Here is a 14371-nt window from a genome sequence, read left to right as displayed (position 1 = left end):
CCCTTCAGTTGATGATGCGCAGGTCGCCGATGGTCCCCGAGGAGACCAGCGCGATGTAGGCGTCGGTGACGACCAGGCTGCCGAGGGTCACCCAGGCGAAGGTCATGTGGCGGGCGTTGAGCTTGCCGACCCAGCCCCACGCCTTGTAGCGCCACGGGTGCTTGCTGAAGTGGTTGAGCCGCCCCCCGACGATGTTGCGGCAGGAGTGACAGCCCAGCGTGTAGCACCAGAGCAGCACCACGTTGACCAGCAGGATCAGGGTGCCCAGCCCGAGACCGAACCCGCCGTCCTTGCCGCGGAACGCGTGGAGCACGTCGTAGGTGTTGATGAGCGAGATGACCACGGCGGCGTAGAAGAAGTAGCGGTGCAGGTTCTGCATGATGAGCGGGAACCGCGTCTCACCGGAGTACGTCCGGTGCGCCTCGGGCACCGCACAGGCTGGCGGGCTCACCCAGAACGAGCGGTAGTAGGCCTTGCGGTAGTAGTAGCAGGTGAGCCGGAACAGCAGCAGGAACGGCAGGGTCAGCGCCGCGTACGGGATGAGCGCCGGCCACGCGCCGAACGGGGTGCCGAAGTGGGTCGACCCCGGTACGCAGGACGTCGACAGGCACGGCGAGGCGAAGGGCGTGAGATAGCCGTAGTCGGCGACGAAGTAGTCCTTCTGGAGGCTCGCGCGGACCAGGCCGTAGAGCAGCCAGGCCGTGAAGCACACAAACGTGACGAACGGCTGGAGCCACCAGCGGTCCTCGCGCAGCGTGCGAGCCGCGATGCGGGCCCGACCCGGTGCATGGACGCCTCCGCTGAAGGGGACGTTGGCCACCTCAGTGGTTCCTCGAGGGGCCGACGCCCTCGTCCTCGGCGTCGGACCACAGGGACGGGTCGTACTCCTCGTCGGTGATGAAGACGATCTCGCCCGGGCCGCCGGCGCGGTCCTGGGACCCCACCCCGGCTCCTCGGGCCACGAGGTCGACGTCGTCGGCCAGCCTCACGACGTCGTCACGCAGCCGCTGGACGTCGATGGTGTTGCCGAGCTCCTTGGAGAGTGCGGTCACCGCCCGCCGTAGCCCGGCCACGTGTCCCGCAGCAGCCGTGAGGTCGTCCCTGACGCTCATGACACCGTCCCTTCGCAAGGAGGATGCGGATCGACTGTGACCCGCGCCACGAACCTATCGCGTGGCTCCCCAGATTTCTCGGAAGCCGGCGGACGGGTATGCCGTCAGCGCACCACGAGCGGCTCGTCGACCCACGCGCGGCACTGGGCGACGGCCGCCACGACCCGGTCGCGCTGCTCGGCGACCCGAGCCGGCGCAGTCCCACCCTTGGCGTCGCGGGAGGCGAGCGACCCCTCGACGCTGAGGACGCTGCGCACTCCCGGAGTGAGGTGCTCGGAGACCGCGGCCAGGTCCGCGTCGCTGAGGTCCCAGAGCTCGATCCCCCGGTCCTCACAGACCCGGACGCACGCGCCCGCGACCTCGTGGGCCACCCGGAACGGCACGCCCTCGCGGACCAGCCACTCGGCCACGTCCGTGGCCAGCGAGAAGCCCTGGGGAGCAAGGGAGGCGAGCCGTTCGGTGTCGAACACCATCGTCGCCACCATCCCGCTGAACGCCGGGAGGAGCACCTCGAGCGTGTCCACGGCGTCGAACACCGGCTCCTTGTCCTCCTGGAGGTCGCGGTTGTAGGCCAGGGGCAGCGCCTTGAGGGTCGTCATGAGGCCCGTCAGGTCGCCCACGAGACGGCCGGCCTTGCCACGGGCCAGCTCCGCGACGTCGGGGTTCTTCTTCTGGGGCATGATGCTCGACCCGGTCGAGTAGGCGTCGTCGAGCCTGACGAAGGAGAACTCCTTCGTCGCCCAGATCACGACCTCCTCGGCGAGGCGGGAGATGTCCACCGCCGTCATCGCGGCGACGAAGGCGAACTCCGCCACGAAGTCGCGGGCGGCGGTGCCGTCGATGGAGTTCTCGACCGACGTGGTGAACCCGAGGTCGGCAGCGACCGCCTCCGGGTCGAGGCCGAGCGAGGAGCCGGCCAGGGCGCCGGAGCCGTAGGGCGAGACCGCCGCGCGCACGTCCCAGTCCCTGAGCCGCTGGACGTCCCGCAGCAGGGCCCACGCGTGGGCCAGCAGATGGTGGGCCAGCAGCACCGGTTGGGCGTGCTGGAGGTGGGTCCGCCCCGGCATCGGCACGTCGGCGTTGCGGGTGGCCTGGTCGACGAGGGCGTCGACGACGTCGAGCACCAGCGCACCCACCGACCGGGCGTGGTCGCGCAGGTACATCCGGAACAGCGTGGCGACCTGGTCGTTGCGGGACCGGCCTGCCCGCAGCCGGCCACCGATGTCGACCCCGGCCCGGTCGATCAGACCGCGCTCGAGGGCGGTGTGCACGTCCTCGTCGTCGTCCCCCGGCAGGAAGGCACCCGAGGCGACGTCGTCCGCGAGGGCGGCCAGGCCCGCGAGCATCGCGTCGAGGCCCGCATCGTCGAGCAGGCCCGCCGCGTGCAGCACCCGCGCGTGGGCGCGCGACCCTGCGATGTCGTACGGCGCGAGCCGCCAGTCGAAGTGGGTGGACTTGCTGAGGGCAGCCAGCGCGTCGGCTGGCCCACCCGCGAAGCGTCCGCCCCAGAGGCTGACCTTCTGCTCGCTCACGCGTTCTCCTCCGTGTCGCTGTCCGTGTCGGTATCCGTGGTGTGGGCGGCCGACTGGCCGAGCAGGTCGGAGGCGACCGTGCGGCTGGCCTCGACCCCCGTGGTGATGACCATGATGGTGTCGTCGCCGGCGATGGTGCCGAGCACCCCCGCCAGGGCGGCGTGGTCGATCGCCGAGGCGAGGTAGTTCGCGGCGCCGGGAGGAGTGCGCAGCACCACGAGGTTGTGCGATGGCTCGGCGGTGACGAGCAGCTCCTCGCACACCCGCCTCAGCCGGGCGGTGAGCTGCGACCCGTCTGGCGCCGGGCGCGCGGTGCGGTCGCCGCCCTCGCCCGGCACGGCATACACGAGGGTGCGCCCTGAGCGGACCTTGACGGCACCGATCTCGAGCAGGTCGCGCGACAGGGTGGCCTGGGTGACGTCGATGCCGTCGTCGGCGAGCAGGTCGAGCAGCTCGTTCTGCGAGCGGACCTCGGTGCGTCCGAGGATGGCCACGATCCGTTGCTGGCGACCGGTCCGGGTGGCGGCGATGCTCATCGGTCAGGCCCCCTGGTGGTCCTCGAGGAGGAAGGACAGCAGGGCCTTCTGGGCATGCAGCCGGTTCTCGGCCTCGTCCCAGACCACCGACTGCGGCCCGTCGATCACGCCCGCCTCGACCTCGAAGGCGCGGTAGGCGGGGAGGCAGTGCAGGAAGATGGCGTCCGGTGCCGCGTGAGCCATCAGCTCCTGCGTCACCGCGTACGGCACGAAGGGGCTGGCCGCCCCCTGGCGCTCACCCTTCTGGCCCTCCATGCCCATCGAGACCCACGTGTCCGTGACGACGACGTCGACCCCGTCGACCGCCGCTGAGGGGTCATCGGTGACCAGCACCGAACCGCCGTGAGCCGCGGCGAGCTCCGTGGCGCGGGCCAGGATCGCGGGATCGGGCTGGTGGCTGGCGGGGGTCCCGATCCGGACGTGCATGCCCGCCAGGGCGCAGCCCAGGAGGTAGGAGTGGGCCATGTTGTTGGCGCCGTCCCCGACGTAGCCCAGGGTGAGCCCCCGCAGGGCGCCCTTGTGCTCGGTCACGGTGAGCAGGTCGGCCAGGATCTGGCACGGGTGGAAGTCGTCGGTGAGCGCGTTGACCACCGGCACCCCGGCGTGCGCGGCCATTTCCTCGATGCGGTCCTGGCCGAAGGTCCGCCAGACGATCGCTGCGGCCTGGCGACCGAGCACCCGGGCGGTGTCGGCGATGGACTCGCGCACCCCGATCTGCGACAGGTTGCCGTCGACCACGAGCGGGTGGCCGCCGAGGTGGGCGATCGCGCCGGCGAACGACACCTGGGTGCGCAGCGTCGGCTTGTCGAAGAGGACCGCGACCACTCGGGGCCCCTCGAGAGGGCGGCGGGAGAAGGGTGCCGACTTGAGCTCGAGCGCCCGCCGCAGGACCAGCGCCTGCTCGTCGGCGGTCAGGTCGTCGTCGCGCAGGAAGTGGCGGATGCTCATGCGGGGTCCTCGGAGTTGCGGGCTGCATCGAGCAGCGCGGGCAGGGCGGTGACGAAGGAGTCCAGCTCCTCGGTGCTGATGACCAGGGGCGGTGCGAGCCGGATCGCCTGCGGCGCAACGGGGTTGACGATGAACCCGACGTCGCGGGCCAGCGCTGCCACCGCTGCCGCCACCGGCTTCGCGAGCACGATGGCACGCAGCAGGCCGGCGCCGCGCACCTCGGTGACGAGCGGATGACCAAGCGCCAGAACGGAGTTCGCGAGGTGCTGCCCGGCCTTCGCGGCATGGGCCAGCAGTCCCTGCTCCTCGATCGTCTCGAGGACGGCGAGCCCGGCGGCGGCTGCCAACGGGTTGCCGCCGAACGTGCTGCCGTGCTGGCCGGCCGTGAGCAGCCCGGCCACCTCGGGGCCGAACGCCACGAGCGCGCCGATCGGCACTCCCCCACCGAGCCCCTTGGCCACCGTGATGGCGTCCGGGAGGATGCCGGCCTGCTGGAAGGCGAACCACGTGCCGGTGCGGCCGATTCCCGTCTGGATCTCGTCCAGGACGAGCAGCGCACCGTGCTGCCGGGTCAGCTCGCGGGCCAGGCGCAGGTATGCCGTACCCGGGCTCAGCACCCCGGCCTCCCCTTGCAGGGGCTCGAGGACGACGGCGGCGGTCTCGGCCGTCACCGCAGCGCGGAGCGCGGCCTCGTCGCCGAAGGGGACGTGGCTGACCCCGGCGATGAGGGGCTCGAAGGGCTCGCGGTACGCGGGCTTGTGGGTCAGGGCCAGCGCACCGGTCGTGCGCCCGTGGAAGGCACCCTCGGCGGCGACGATGCCCGAGCGGCCGGTGCGGCGGCTCAGCTTGATGGCGGCCTCGATCGCCTCGGCGCCCGAGTTCGCGAAGAAGACGGCCGACCCCTGCGGGGCACCGGCGAGCTCGACCAGCCGTTCGGCCAGGGCGATCTGGCCCTCGGAGGTGAACAGGTTGGAGATGTGGATCGCCTCAGCCGCCTGCTTGCTGATCGCGCTGACCAGCGCTGGGTGGCCATGGCCCAGCGCGTTGACGGCGATGCCACCGACCAGGTCGAGGTACCGGTTGCCGTCGACGTCCCAGACGTGGCACCCGCTGCCGTGCGACAGGACCAGCGGGGGCAGTCCGAAGACGCCCATCACCGAGCGCTGGTAGCGCGCCAGCAGCTCGTCGTTGCGCGCACCCATCAGGACTCCTCGTCCGGGACGATCATCGTGCCGATCCCCTCGGAGGTGAAGACCTCCAGGAGCAGGGAATGGGGGTGGCGTCCGTCGATGACGTGCGCCTGGGGGACGCCGCCCCGCACGGCTCGGATGCACGCCTCGAGCTTGGGGATCATGCCCGAGTCCACCGTGGCGAGCAGCTGCTGCGCTCCGCCCACGGTCAGCGACGAGAGCAGGGAGTCGCGGTCCGGCCAGTCGGCGTAGACGCCCTCGACGTCGGTGAGCATGACGAGCTTGTGCGCGTGGAGCGCGACGGCCAGGGCGGCAGCGGCAGTGTCGGCGTTGATGTTCAGCACCTGGCCCTCGACGTCGAGGTCGGGCGCCACGGTGGACACGACGGGGATGCGACCGGCGTCCAGGATGTCCTGGACCGCCCCCGGGTTGACCGTCTCCACATCGCCGACGAGTCCGAGGTCGACGGCCTCGCCGTCGACGTGGGTGCCGCGACGCCGTGCCCCGAACAGCGCAGCATCCTCGCCGGACAGCCCGACGGCCACCGGCCCGTGCTGGTTGAGCAGGCCGACGAGCTCGCGGCCGACCTGGCCGGTGAGGACCATGCGGACGACGTCCATGACCTCCGGCGTGGTGACCCGCAGGCCGCCGCGGAACTCGCTGGTCAGCCCGAGTCGGTCGAGCATGTTCGCGATCTGCGGGCCGCCGCCGTGCACGACCACCGGGCGCAGGCCGGCATACCGGAGGAAGGCCACGTCCTGGGCGAAGGCGGCCTTGAGGCTGTCGTCCACCATGGCGTTGCCGCCGTACTTGACGACGACCAGGGCCCCACGGAAGCGCTCCAGCCAGGGCAGCGCCTCGACGAGCGTCTGCGCCTTGCCCTGGGCGACGCGCAGGGCTGCGGCCCCGATGTGGCCGCGGACGGTGTTGGTCGGACGAGTGGGCGGTGGCGTCATGAGGAGTAGGCCGAGTTCTCGTGGACGTACTCGTGGGTGAGGTCGTTGGTCCAGACCGTGACCGCTCGGTCGCCGGCGTGCAGGTCGACGACGACGTGGACCTCGCGGGGGGTGAGGTCCACGAGGGCCCGGTCCTCCCCCACACCGCCCGCGCGGCATACCTGGATGCCGTTGATCGACACGTCGAGCTCGTGGGGCGCGAAGGCGGCCCGGGTGGTGCCCACGGCGGCCAGCACCCGGCCCCAGTTGGGGTCGTTGCCGAACACGGCGCACTTGAACAGGTTGTTGCGGGCGATCGCCCGCGCCACCTCGAGCGCGTCGGCCTCCGACGCCGCGGTCCGCACCTCGATCGCGATGTCGTGGTTCGCACCCTCGGCGTCGGCGATGAGCTGCCGGGCCAGGCTCGCGCAGACCTCGGTGACGGCCGTCCTGAGGTCGGCCGGGTCGACCGCCACCCCGGAGGCGCCCGAGGCCAGCAGCAGCACCGTGTCGTTGGTGGACTGGCAGCCGTCGGAGTCGATGCGGTCGAAGGTCACGGCCGTGGCCGCGCGGAGGATGCCGTCCAGCTCACCCGCCGGGACGACGGCGTCGGTGGTCACGACGACGAGCATCGTGGCCAGTGAGGGGGCGAGCATGCCGGCGCCCTTGGCCATTCCCCCGACGGTCCAGCCGTCGCGCTCGACCTGCGCCAGCTTGGGGACCGTGTCGGTCGTCTTGATGGCCGTCGCGGCGTCCAACCCGCCGTCGACCGCGAGCGCACCGGCCGCGCGTTCGACCCCTTCGAGGAGCGAGGGCATCGGCAGCAGCTCGCCGATCAGCCCGGTCGAGCAGACCACCACGTCGCCGGCCGAGACCCCGAGGACGTCGGCGACCTTCTCCGCCGTGGTGTGGGTGTCGGCGAAGCCCTGGGCGCCCGTGCACGCGTTGGCCCCACCGGAGTTGAGCACCACCGCGTCGACCCGGCCGTCGCTGGCGACCTGCCGCGACCACGTGACGGGGGCCGCCTCGACCCGGTTGCTGGTGAAGACCGCCGCGCCGTGGTGGTCGGGGCCGTCGTTGACGACCAGGGCGAGATCCGGAGCCCCGCTGGCCTTCAGACCGGCGGCCACCCCGGCCGCACGGAAGCCTTGCGCCGCAGTCACGCTCATGCTGTGCCTCCCGAGAGCCTGGCCGGCGCGACCGTGTAGCCGGACCGCTTCCAGATGGTGGTGGCGTCGTCGCTGCGGTGGGCGTCGACGAGGATCCAGTCCGTGTCGAAGGTCGACAGCGCGAGGATGCTGATGCCCTGCTTGGCCAGAGGTTCGAGCAGCCCGGACAGGACGCCGACCATGCTGAAGTCGAGTGGTCCGGCGATCTCGTAGGCGGTCAGCGGACCCTGGACCCGCAGATCCTGCGGCGCCGACGCGAAACCGCAGACGATCGAGGTCTCGCTGTCGGTGTAGGTGATGGAGGCCAACGGGCCCGTCCGCCAGTCCCAGGTCGGCTCCTGCCCGGCGGGCAGCCGGACGAACGCAACGTCCTCGTCATAGCGCATCAGGTGCAGCAGCAGAGTCACGGCGCCACCCCTGCCACCGGCAGGCCTGTGGTCTCGGGCAGCCCGAGGGCGAGGTTCATGCACTGCACGGCGGCACCTGCGGTTCCCTTGGTGAGGTTGTCCACTGCCGCGACGGCGATGACCCGCCCGGCACGCTCGTCGAAGGTGACCTGCACGTGGACGCAGTTGCTCCCCAGCACGCTCGCCGTGGACGGCCATTGTCCCTCGGGCAGCAGGTGGACGAAGGGCTCGTCGGCATACGCCTTGGCCCACGCCTCGCGTATGCCGGCCGCGTCCGCGCCGCTCGCACCCTGCCGGAGGCGCGCGGTGCAGGTCGCGATGATCCCGCGTGGCATCGGTGCGAGCGTGGGGGTGAAGGAGACCCTCACCTGGCTGCCGTCGGCACCGGACGCGGCTGTGAGGTTCTGCTCGATCTCGGGGGTGTGCCGGTGCCCCCCACCCACCCCGTACGGGGACATCGCCCCCATCACCTCGGCGCCGAGCAGGTGCGGCTTCAGCGACTTGCCGGCGCCGGACGTGCCGGAGGCGGCGACGACGACCACGTCGGCCGGGTCGAGGAGCCCCGCGGCGAAGCCCGGCGCGAGGGCGAGCGAGACGGCGGTCGGGTAGCAGCCGGGCACTGCGATGTGCCCGGTCCCGACGAGGGCGTCGCGCTGACGACCACCACCCACGGGCAGCTCCGGCAGGCCGTAGGCCCACGCGCCGGCATACGGGGTGTCGTAGAACGTCGTCCAGTCCGACTCGTCGCGCAGCCGGAAGTCTGCGCCGCAGTCGATGACCGTCACGGTGTCGGGAAGCTGGGCGGCCAGCGCGGCGGAGTGACCGTGCGGCAGGGCGAGGAACACCACGTCGTGTCCCGCGAGCGACTCGACCGTGGTCCCCTCGATGACACGGTCGGCGAGCGGGGTCAGGTGCGGGTGCACCTCACCCAGCCGCTGACCGGCGCTGGAGCCTGCCGTCAACGCGCCGATCTCGACCTCCGAGTGCCCGAGCAGCAGCCTGAGGAGCTCGCCCCCGGCATACCCGGTCGCACCCGCTACTGCCACTCTCACCATGTGCATAAACATACACGACTCTGCACAGTCATGCACGCACGCCGTGCCCCCCTGGCTTTGAGGCATCCCGGCCCCACCCGCGGCGAACATGAATATCTGACAAGGATTCTACAGATCTGGCCATTCCCCTCTAGATTTCTCTGAGTCGCCCGAGGGGGAGGCTGACGAACGGAGGCATCGTGAGGATTTTTCAACTTTGTGCGGCGGCCATCCTGCCATTGGGCCTGGTGACGGTCGCGTCCCCTGCAGACGCTGCGGGGTCGACCGCGAACAGATGTGAGTACACCGAGAGCGAGGAGTCATCTCACGCGGTAGGTGTCAACGCCACCGTCACGATGAGCGCCAGCGCCATCGTGGCGAAAGCAGAGGCGACGTTCGGTGTCGACTACACATACACCTCGTCGAAGACAACAGCCTGGGGGTACGACTCGACTGTCCCCTCCGGCAAGACGTCTCGCGGCCTGATCCTTCATCGAGCTGACAAGTCGGGAGTCAAGAAGCTGACATACAACCCAACCACCTGTGTCGTCAGTAGGACCGATGACGGGACCGCCTGGTATCCGATCAACTCGACAGCGAACAGCACCTACTGCATCGCCCGGGATGATGCGCCGGCGTTCAGCGGCTGGAGGGCCACGTGCGCTGTCACGTAGCTGTGCCCGCTCTCGTGGTGGCTCTGACGCTCGGCGCGTGTGGCGCGAGCACCGAACCGCCGGAAGGGAAGCCGTGCCGCGGACTGGTCGACGCCTCGGACTCCGCCGCCTTCGTGCAGTACAGCGTGGAAAGGGCCGCCTACTGGGACGTCACCCTTGCCGTCCTCCAGAACACGTGCGCCCACTCACCCCGTCGACCCTGTCCCCCTGCCCCCTCTTCGGCCGTTCCGAGTGCAGGCCAATGGAAAGGTCCAGGTCGTCGGGAGGTTCGCCGTCATCGGCGCGTCGCTCTCGCGCGTTCCCACGGCGACCCTCACGTTCCGTGACGGAGGGCAGCGCAGGTCCTTGACGTTGACCCCCACAGTGTCGCTGTGCGCGTGCGGACCCCCTCCGTGATGACCGACCCCACGCAGCGAGGGCCCGGGTCGACTCTTTACGTCAGCGGGTCGTCTGCTCCCCAGGGCAACAGCCCGAGCGTGCGGTCGGACTCGGCCAGTCCCGCGGCAGCCCGCGCCTTCAGTGAGTCCGGGGTGTCGACACCCGCCCTCACCAGCCGGCCGTTCCACTCGTCCAGCTCGCCGCTGGCGATGGCCAGGAGCAGCTCGGCCACGACAGCCGGCTCGGTCCACTCGGTGCGGTCGCGGTGGGCGTCCATGGCTTCGGTCATGTCCGTGCGCACGACACCGGGAGCGAGATCGAAGGCCCGCACTCCGTGGACGGCGTTCAGTCCGGTCGCGGCAGTCAACCGGGCGAGCGCGCCCTTGCTGACGTTGTAGGCGGTCGCGAGGTCGTGGTTGCGGTAGGCCGCACCGGAGTTGATGTTCACGATCCGCCCGGCGCCCGCGGCCAGCATGTGCGGCAGCACGGTCCGCGTCATCAGGTACGGCCCCCTGAGGTTGACCTCGATGGTCTCCCACCACTGGTCGGGGTCGCTCTCCATGATCGACACCTCCGCGTCGATCACCCCGGCGTTGTTGACCAGCAGGTCGATCCGCCCGTGCCGCGCGATGATGTCACCCACCCAGCGCTCGACCGCAGCGCCGTCGGTGACCGGCGCGACCGAGCGCGAGCCCCGCTCGACGGCATACCCGGCGTGCTCGAGGGCGGTCGCGAGGTGGTGACCGATGCCGCGAGAGGCCCCGGTCACCACGGCGACGGGAGCCGCGCTCACCGCTGGACCGCGCCGGTCTTCGCTGCGGCTGCGGCGACGGCCAGGTCGCGCAGCCCACTCACCTCGTCGGTGGTCAGGGTGCGGTCGGTGGCACGGAACGTCAGGCGGTAGGCCAGCGACTTCTTCCCGGCGCCGACCTGCTCGCCGCGGTAGACGTCGAACAGCGCCACCGACTCGAGCCCCTCGCCCGCGCCCTCGCGCAAGGCCGTCTCAACGTCCGCCGCAGGCACTGCCTCGTCGACCACGAGGGCGACGTCGGTGTGGGCCGGCGGATACGTCGACAGGGCCCGTGCCTGCAGGGGCGTGCCGGTCGCGGCGACGATCACGTCGAGGTCGAGCTCGCCCGCGATGGTGCGCGCGGGCAGCTCGAGCGCGCTGGTCACCTTCGGGTGCAGCTCGCCGGCGTGGCCGACCACCGTGCCGTCCGCCAGGGACAGCTGGGCGCAGCGGCCGGGGTGCCAGGGAGCATGGACCACCGAGCTGACGACGAGGTCCAGGCCCACGGACCGGCCCACGGCCAGCGCCCACGCGACGGCATCGGAGGTGTCCGCCTTGCGGGCCGGCCCCCACGGCCCCCCGTGCTCGACCTCGCCCGCAGCCGCGTATGCCGCGTGGCGCGGTTGCGGCGGCACGGCCCCCAGGATGGCGGCGAGCGTCGCGTCGTCGGGACGCACCTCGATGCCGGGGACGGGCGCGCTGGTGGGGTCCGTCTTGGCGCGGGTGACGAGGCCGATCTCGTAGACCGCGACGTCGCGCGAACCCCGGGCGACGTTGCGGCGCAGTGTGTCGAGCAGGGTGTCGAGCACCGACGTCCGCATGACGGGTGCCTCGTCGGACAGCGGGTTGACGAGCGAGACCGCACGCCTGCGCTCGTCGTCGGCGGGCAGGCCCAGCCGGTCGAACAGGGTCGGCGACACGAACGGGTAGCTGAGCACCTCGGTGAGGCCCAGGTGCGCCAGGGTCGTGGCGACGACCCGACGGATGCGCTGGCCGTGGGTGAGCCCTCGACCGGCCGCCTTGGGCTGTGGCAGGACGGAGGGGATCTGGTCGTAGCCACGCACGCGGGCGACCTCCTCGACCAGCTCGGGTCCGTCGGTGAGGTCGGGACGCCAGGAGGGCGGGAGCACCGAGACGTGGTCGTCCTTGCCGCCCTCCTTCACTTGGCAGCCGATGGCGCGCAGGGTCGCGAGCACCTCGTCGCGCGGGTACTCGAGCCCGATGTACCGGGTCGGCAGCGTGGTGTCGAAGAGGAACGGGCGGATGGGCACGCGGTGGTCGACGTCGGTGACGCCCGGGTCGGCCGTGCCGCCTCCGTGCTCGACGAGCAGGTCGACAGCCAGCTGGGCGGCGATCGCCGCCAGTGCGTGGTCGACGCCACGCTCGAACCGCTTCGACGCCTCGGTGGTCAGCCGATGGCGTCGCGCGGACCGGGCCACCGTGATCGGGTCGAAGTGAGCGGCCTCGATGAGGACGTCGGTGGTCGTGTCGGTGACCTCCGACCTGGCCCCGCCCATGACCCCGGCGATGGCCAGCGGCGTGTCGGCCCCGTCGACGATGAGCAGGTCCTCGGGGTCGAGGGCGCGGGCGACGTCGTCGAGGGTGGTGAGCTTCTCGCCGGCCCGAGCACGGCGCGTGCCGATCGAGCCCGACAGGGTGTCGAGATCGAAGGCGTGCAACGGCTGGCCGAGCAGCATCATCACGTAGTTGGTGACGTCCACCGCCAGCGAGATCGGCCGCATCCCGACCTGGGTCAGGCGCTTGCGCATCCACGCCGGGCTGGGCGCGGACATGTCGACCCCGCGGACGATGCGCGCGACGTACCGGTCACAGCCGGGCACGCCGCCCAACGGCGAGGCGTCGGCGAGCTGCACGGCATACCCGCTGTCGTTGGCCTCGGGGGCGACGACGACGGCAGGGTCGGCGGGATCGTGGAAGGCCACCCCGGTGGACAGGGCGTACTCACGGGCGATCCCGCGCATGGAGAAGCAGTAGCCACGGTCGGGCGTGACGTTGACCTCGACGACCTCGTCGGCCAGGTCGAGCAGGGCGATGGCGTCGTCGCCCGGCTTGAGCCCGGCGGCGGCCTCTTCGCCGAGGAGCTCGCTCAGCACGATGATCCCCGAGTGGTCGTCACCGAGACCGAGCTCGGCCTGGCTGCAGATCATGCCGTTGGACACGTGGCCGTAGGTCTTGCGCGCGGAGATCTCGAAACCACCGGGCAGCACCCCACCCGGCAGGACACAGACGACGAGGTCGCCCACGCCGAAGTTGTGCGCTCCGCAGACGACCTCCTGGGGCTTGCCCTCGGTGAGCCGCTGACCGTGCTCGCCGACGTCGACGATGCACCAGTTGATGGTCTTGCCGTTCTTCTGCGGCTCGGGCTCGACCGACAGGACCCGCCCGACGACGATGGGTCCGGCGATGTCGCCACCGTGCAGGCCCTCCTCCTCGAGCCCGACACGCACGAGAGCGGCAGCGATGTCCTCGCCGGTGGCGTCCGCGGGGACGTCGGCGAGCTCGCGCAGCCAGGACACGGGCGCGTGCATCAGATCTCCATTCCGAACTGCTGGGAGAACCGCACGTCTCCCTCGACGATGTCGTGCATGTCGGCGACGTTGTGCCGCAGCATGAGCGAGCGCTCGATGCCGAGCCCGAACGCGAACCCGGTGTACCTGTCGGTGTCGACTCCGGCGGCACGCAGGACGCGCTGGTTGACCATCCCGGACCCGCCCAGCTCGATCCAGCCGGTGCCACCGCAGGTGCGGCAGCGTTCGCCGTCGAGCGAGCCGGACCCGCCGCAGATCCAGCACCGGCAGTCGATCTCGGCGCTGGGCTCGGTGAACGGGAAGTAGTTGGGGCGCAAGCGGGTCTCGATGCCCTCCCCGAACAGGCGCTGGACGAACGCGTCCAGCGTGCCCCTCAGGTGGGCCATCGTGATGCCCTCGTCGACGACCAGCCCCTCGAACTGGTGGAACACGGGCGTGTGGGTGGCGTCGAGGTCGTCGGTGCGGAACACCTTGCCGGGACACAGGACGTAGATCGGCGGCGTGCGGTCGAGCATGGTGCGGATCTGCACCGGCGAGGTGTGCGTGCGCAGGACCAGCCCGGAGCCGGCCGGCTCGACGAAGAAGGTGTCCTGTTCCTGGCGGGCCGGGTGGTCGGCCGGGATGTTGAGGGCGTCGAAGGTCAGCCACTCCGACTCGACCTCGGGACCCTCGGCGATCTCCCAGCCCATCGAGACGAAGATGTCCTCGACCCGCTCGGACACGAGGCTGATCGGATGCCGGGCCCCCATCGGACGGCGCGGGACCCGCACCGTGACGTCGACGGTCTCCTCCACGAGGATGCGCTCGTCGCGCTCCGCCTCCAGCTCGGCCTGCCTCGCGGCGAGGGCCTGGGACACCTGGCCGCGGGCCTGGCCCACGCGCTTGCCTGCCTCGGCCTTGGCGCTCGGGGGCAACGCGCCGATCTCCCGGTTGGCCAGTGCCAGGGCGCTCTTCTCGCCCTGGTGCGCCAGCCGCGCGGCCTTGAGCTGGTCGAGGTCGGCGGCGGCGGCGATTGCCTGGCGCGCCTCGGCCACGGCCTGCTCCACCACGGCAGGGTCGAGCGCGGCGACCTCGACGGGGTCGTACTGCTTGTTGGGTCCGGACACCCCGGCAGTCT

General features: G+C 71.3%; 13 protein-coding genes. All 13 read right to left on the bottom strand.

Going from position 1 to position 14371, the window contains the following annotated elements; translation table 11 throughout:
• Window positions 1-4 precede the first annotated feature (4 nt).
• Window positions 5-820, bottom strand: a complete 816-nt coding sequence (locus BJ986_RS13690) for a hypothetical protein (RefSeq protein WP_179422533.1) — start codon at window positions 818-820, stop codon at window positions 5-7.
• Between the two features lies 1 nt (window position 821).
• Window positions 822-1112, bottom strand: a complete 291-nt coding sequence (locus BJ986_RS13685) for a hypothetical protein (protein ID WP_179422531.1) — start codon at window positions 1110-1112, stop codon at window positions 822-824.
• A 104-nt stretch (window positions 1113-1216) separates the two neighbouring features.
• On the bottom strand, window positions 1217-2644 hold the full coding sequence (gene argH, locus BJ986_RS13680) for an argininosuccinate lyase (protein ID WP_179422529.1): 1428 nt from the start codon (window positions 2642-2644) through the stop codon (window positions 1217-1219).
• Complete coding sequence (locus BJ986_RS13675) at window positions 2641-3180, bottom strand: arginine repressor (protein ID WP_179422527.1); 540 nt, start codon at window positions 3178-3180, stop codon at window positions 2641-2643. The genes argH and BJ986_RS13675 overlap by 4 nt, the downstream gene beginning before the upstream one ends.
• 3 nt (window positions 3181-3183) lie before the next feature.
• Window positions 3184-4128 carry an ornithine carbamoyltransferase gene (gene argF, locus BJ986_RS13670; RefSeq protein WP_179422526.1) on the bottom strand — a complete coding sequence of 315 codons (945 nt, stop codon included), beginning with the start codon at window positions 4126-4128 and terminating at the stop codon, window positions 3184-3186.
• The gene (locus tag BJ986_RS13665) at window positions 4125-5330 is read right to left on the bottom strand and encodes an acetylornithine transaminase (protein ID WP_179422525.1); all 1206 of its coding nucleotides are present in this window, start codon (window positions 5328-5330) and stop codon (window positions 4125-4127) included. The genes argF and BJ986_RS13665 overlap by 4 nt, the downstream gene beginning before the upstream one ends.
• A complete protein-coding gene (gene argB, locus BJ986_RS13660) occupies window positions 5330-6274 on the bottom strand; it encodes an acetylglutamate kinase (RefSeq protein WP_179422524.1) in 945 nt (314 codons plus the stop codon). Before argB ends, BJ986_RS13665 begins: the two co-directional genes overlap by 1 nt.
• A complete protein-coding gene (gene argJ, locus BJ986_RS13655) occupies window positions 6271-7422 on the bottom strand; it encodes a bifunctional glutamate N-acetyltransferase/amino-acid acetyltransferase ArgJ (protein ID WP_179422523.1) in 1152 nt (383 codons plus the stop codon). Before argJ ends, argB begins: the two co-directional genes overlap by 4 nt.
• Window positions 7419-7829, bottom strand: coding sequence for an ACT domain-containing protein (locus BJ986_RS13650; protein ID WP_337795303.1), 411 nt, complete (start codon window positions 7827-7829; stop codon window positions 7419-7421). The genes argJ and BJ986_RS13650 overlap by 4 nt, the downstream gene beginning before the upstream one ends.
• Window positions 7826-8884, bottom strand: coding sequence for an N-acetyl-gamma-glutamyl-phosphate reductase (gene argC, locus BJ986_RS13645; RefSeq protein WP_179422522.1), 1059 nt, complete (start codon window positions 8882-8884; stop codon window positions 7826-7828). The genes BJ986_RS13650 and argC overlap by 4 nt, the downstream gene beginning before the upstream one ends.
• Window positions 8885-9970: 1086 nt before the next feature.
• Window positions 9971-10708 (bottom strand): SDR family NAD(P)-dependent oxidoreductase, encoded by a 738-nt coding sequence (locus tag BJ986_RS13640; RefSeq protein WP_179422521.1) that lies wholly within the window; start codon window positions 10706-10708, stop codon window positions 9971-9973.
• Entirely contained in the window at window positions 10705-13254 is a 2550-nt protein-coding gene (gene pheT / locus BJ986_RS13635) for a phenylalanine--tRNA ligase subunit beta (protein ID WP_179422520.1), read from the bottom strand. The genes BJ986_RS13640 and pheT overlap by 4 nt, the downstream gene beginning before the upstream one ends.
• Window positions 13254-14360, bottom strand: coding sequence for a phenylalanine--tRNA ligase subunit alpha (gene pheS, locus BJ986_RS13630; protein ID WP_179422519.1), 1107 nt, complete (start codon window positions 14358-14360; stop codon window positions 13254-13256). The genes pheT and pheS overlap by 1 nt, the downstream gene beginning before the upstream one ends.
• Between the last annotated feature and the right edge of the window lie 11 nt (window positions 14361-14371).

Source organism: Pedococcus badiiscoriae (assembly GCF_013408925.1).
Lineage (GTDB): Bacteria > Actinomycetota > Actinomycetes > Actinomycetales > Dermatophilaceae > Pedococcus > Pedococcus badiiscoriae.
The sequence above is the reverse complement of the archived record's forward strand: the minus strand, read 5'-3'. Positions and strand labels throughout refer to the sequence as shown.

Excerpts from the sequence above, each read along its gene's own strand:
- pheT (WP_179422520.1), bottom strand. The coding sequence starts at position 13,254 with ATGCACGCGCCCGTGTCCTGGCTGCGCGAGCTCGCCGACGTCCCCGCG.
- BJ986_RS13675 (WP_179422527.1), bottom strand. The coding sequence starts at position 3,180 with ATGAGCATCGCCGCCACCCGGACCGGTCGCCAGCAACGGATCGTGGCC.
- BJ986_RS13665 (WP_179422525.1), bottom strand. The coding sequence starts at position 5,330 with ATGGGTGCGCGCAACGACGAGCTGCTGGCGCGCTACCAGCGCTCGGTG.
- BJ986_RS13685 (WP_179422531.1), bottom strand. The coding sequence starts at position 1,112 with ATGAGCGTCAGGGACGACCTCACGGCTGCTGCGGGACACGTGGCCGGG.
- argF (WP_179422526.1), bottom strand. The coding sequence starts at position 4,128 with ATGAGCATCCGCCACTTCCTGCGCGACGACGACCTGACCGCCGACGAG.
- argJ (WP_179422523.1), bottom strand. The coding sequence starts at position 7,422 with ATGAGCGTGACTGCGGCGCAAGGCTTCCGTGCGGCCGGGGTGGCCGCC.
- argC (WP_179422522.1), bottom strand. The coding sequence starts at position 8,884 with ATGGTGAGAGTGGCAGTAGCGGGTGCGACCGGGTATGCCGGGGGCGAG.
- argB (WP_179422524.1), bottom strand. The coding sequence starts at position 6,274 with ATGACGCCACCGCCCACTCGTCCGACCAACACCGTCCGCGGCCACATC.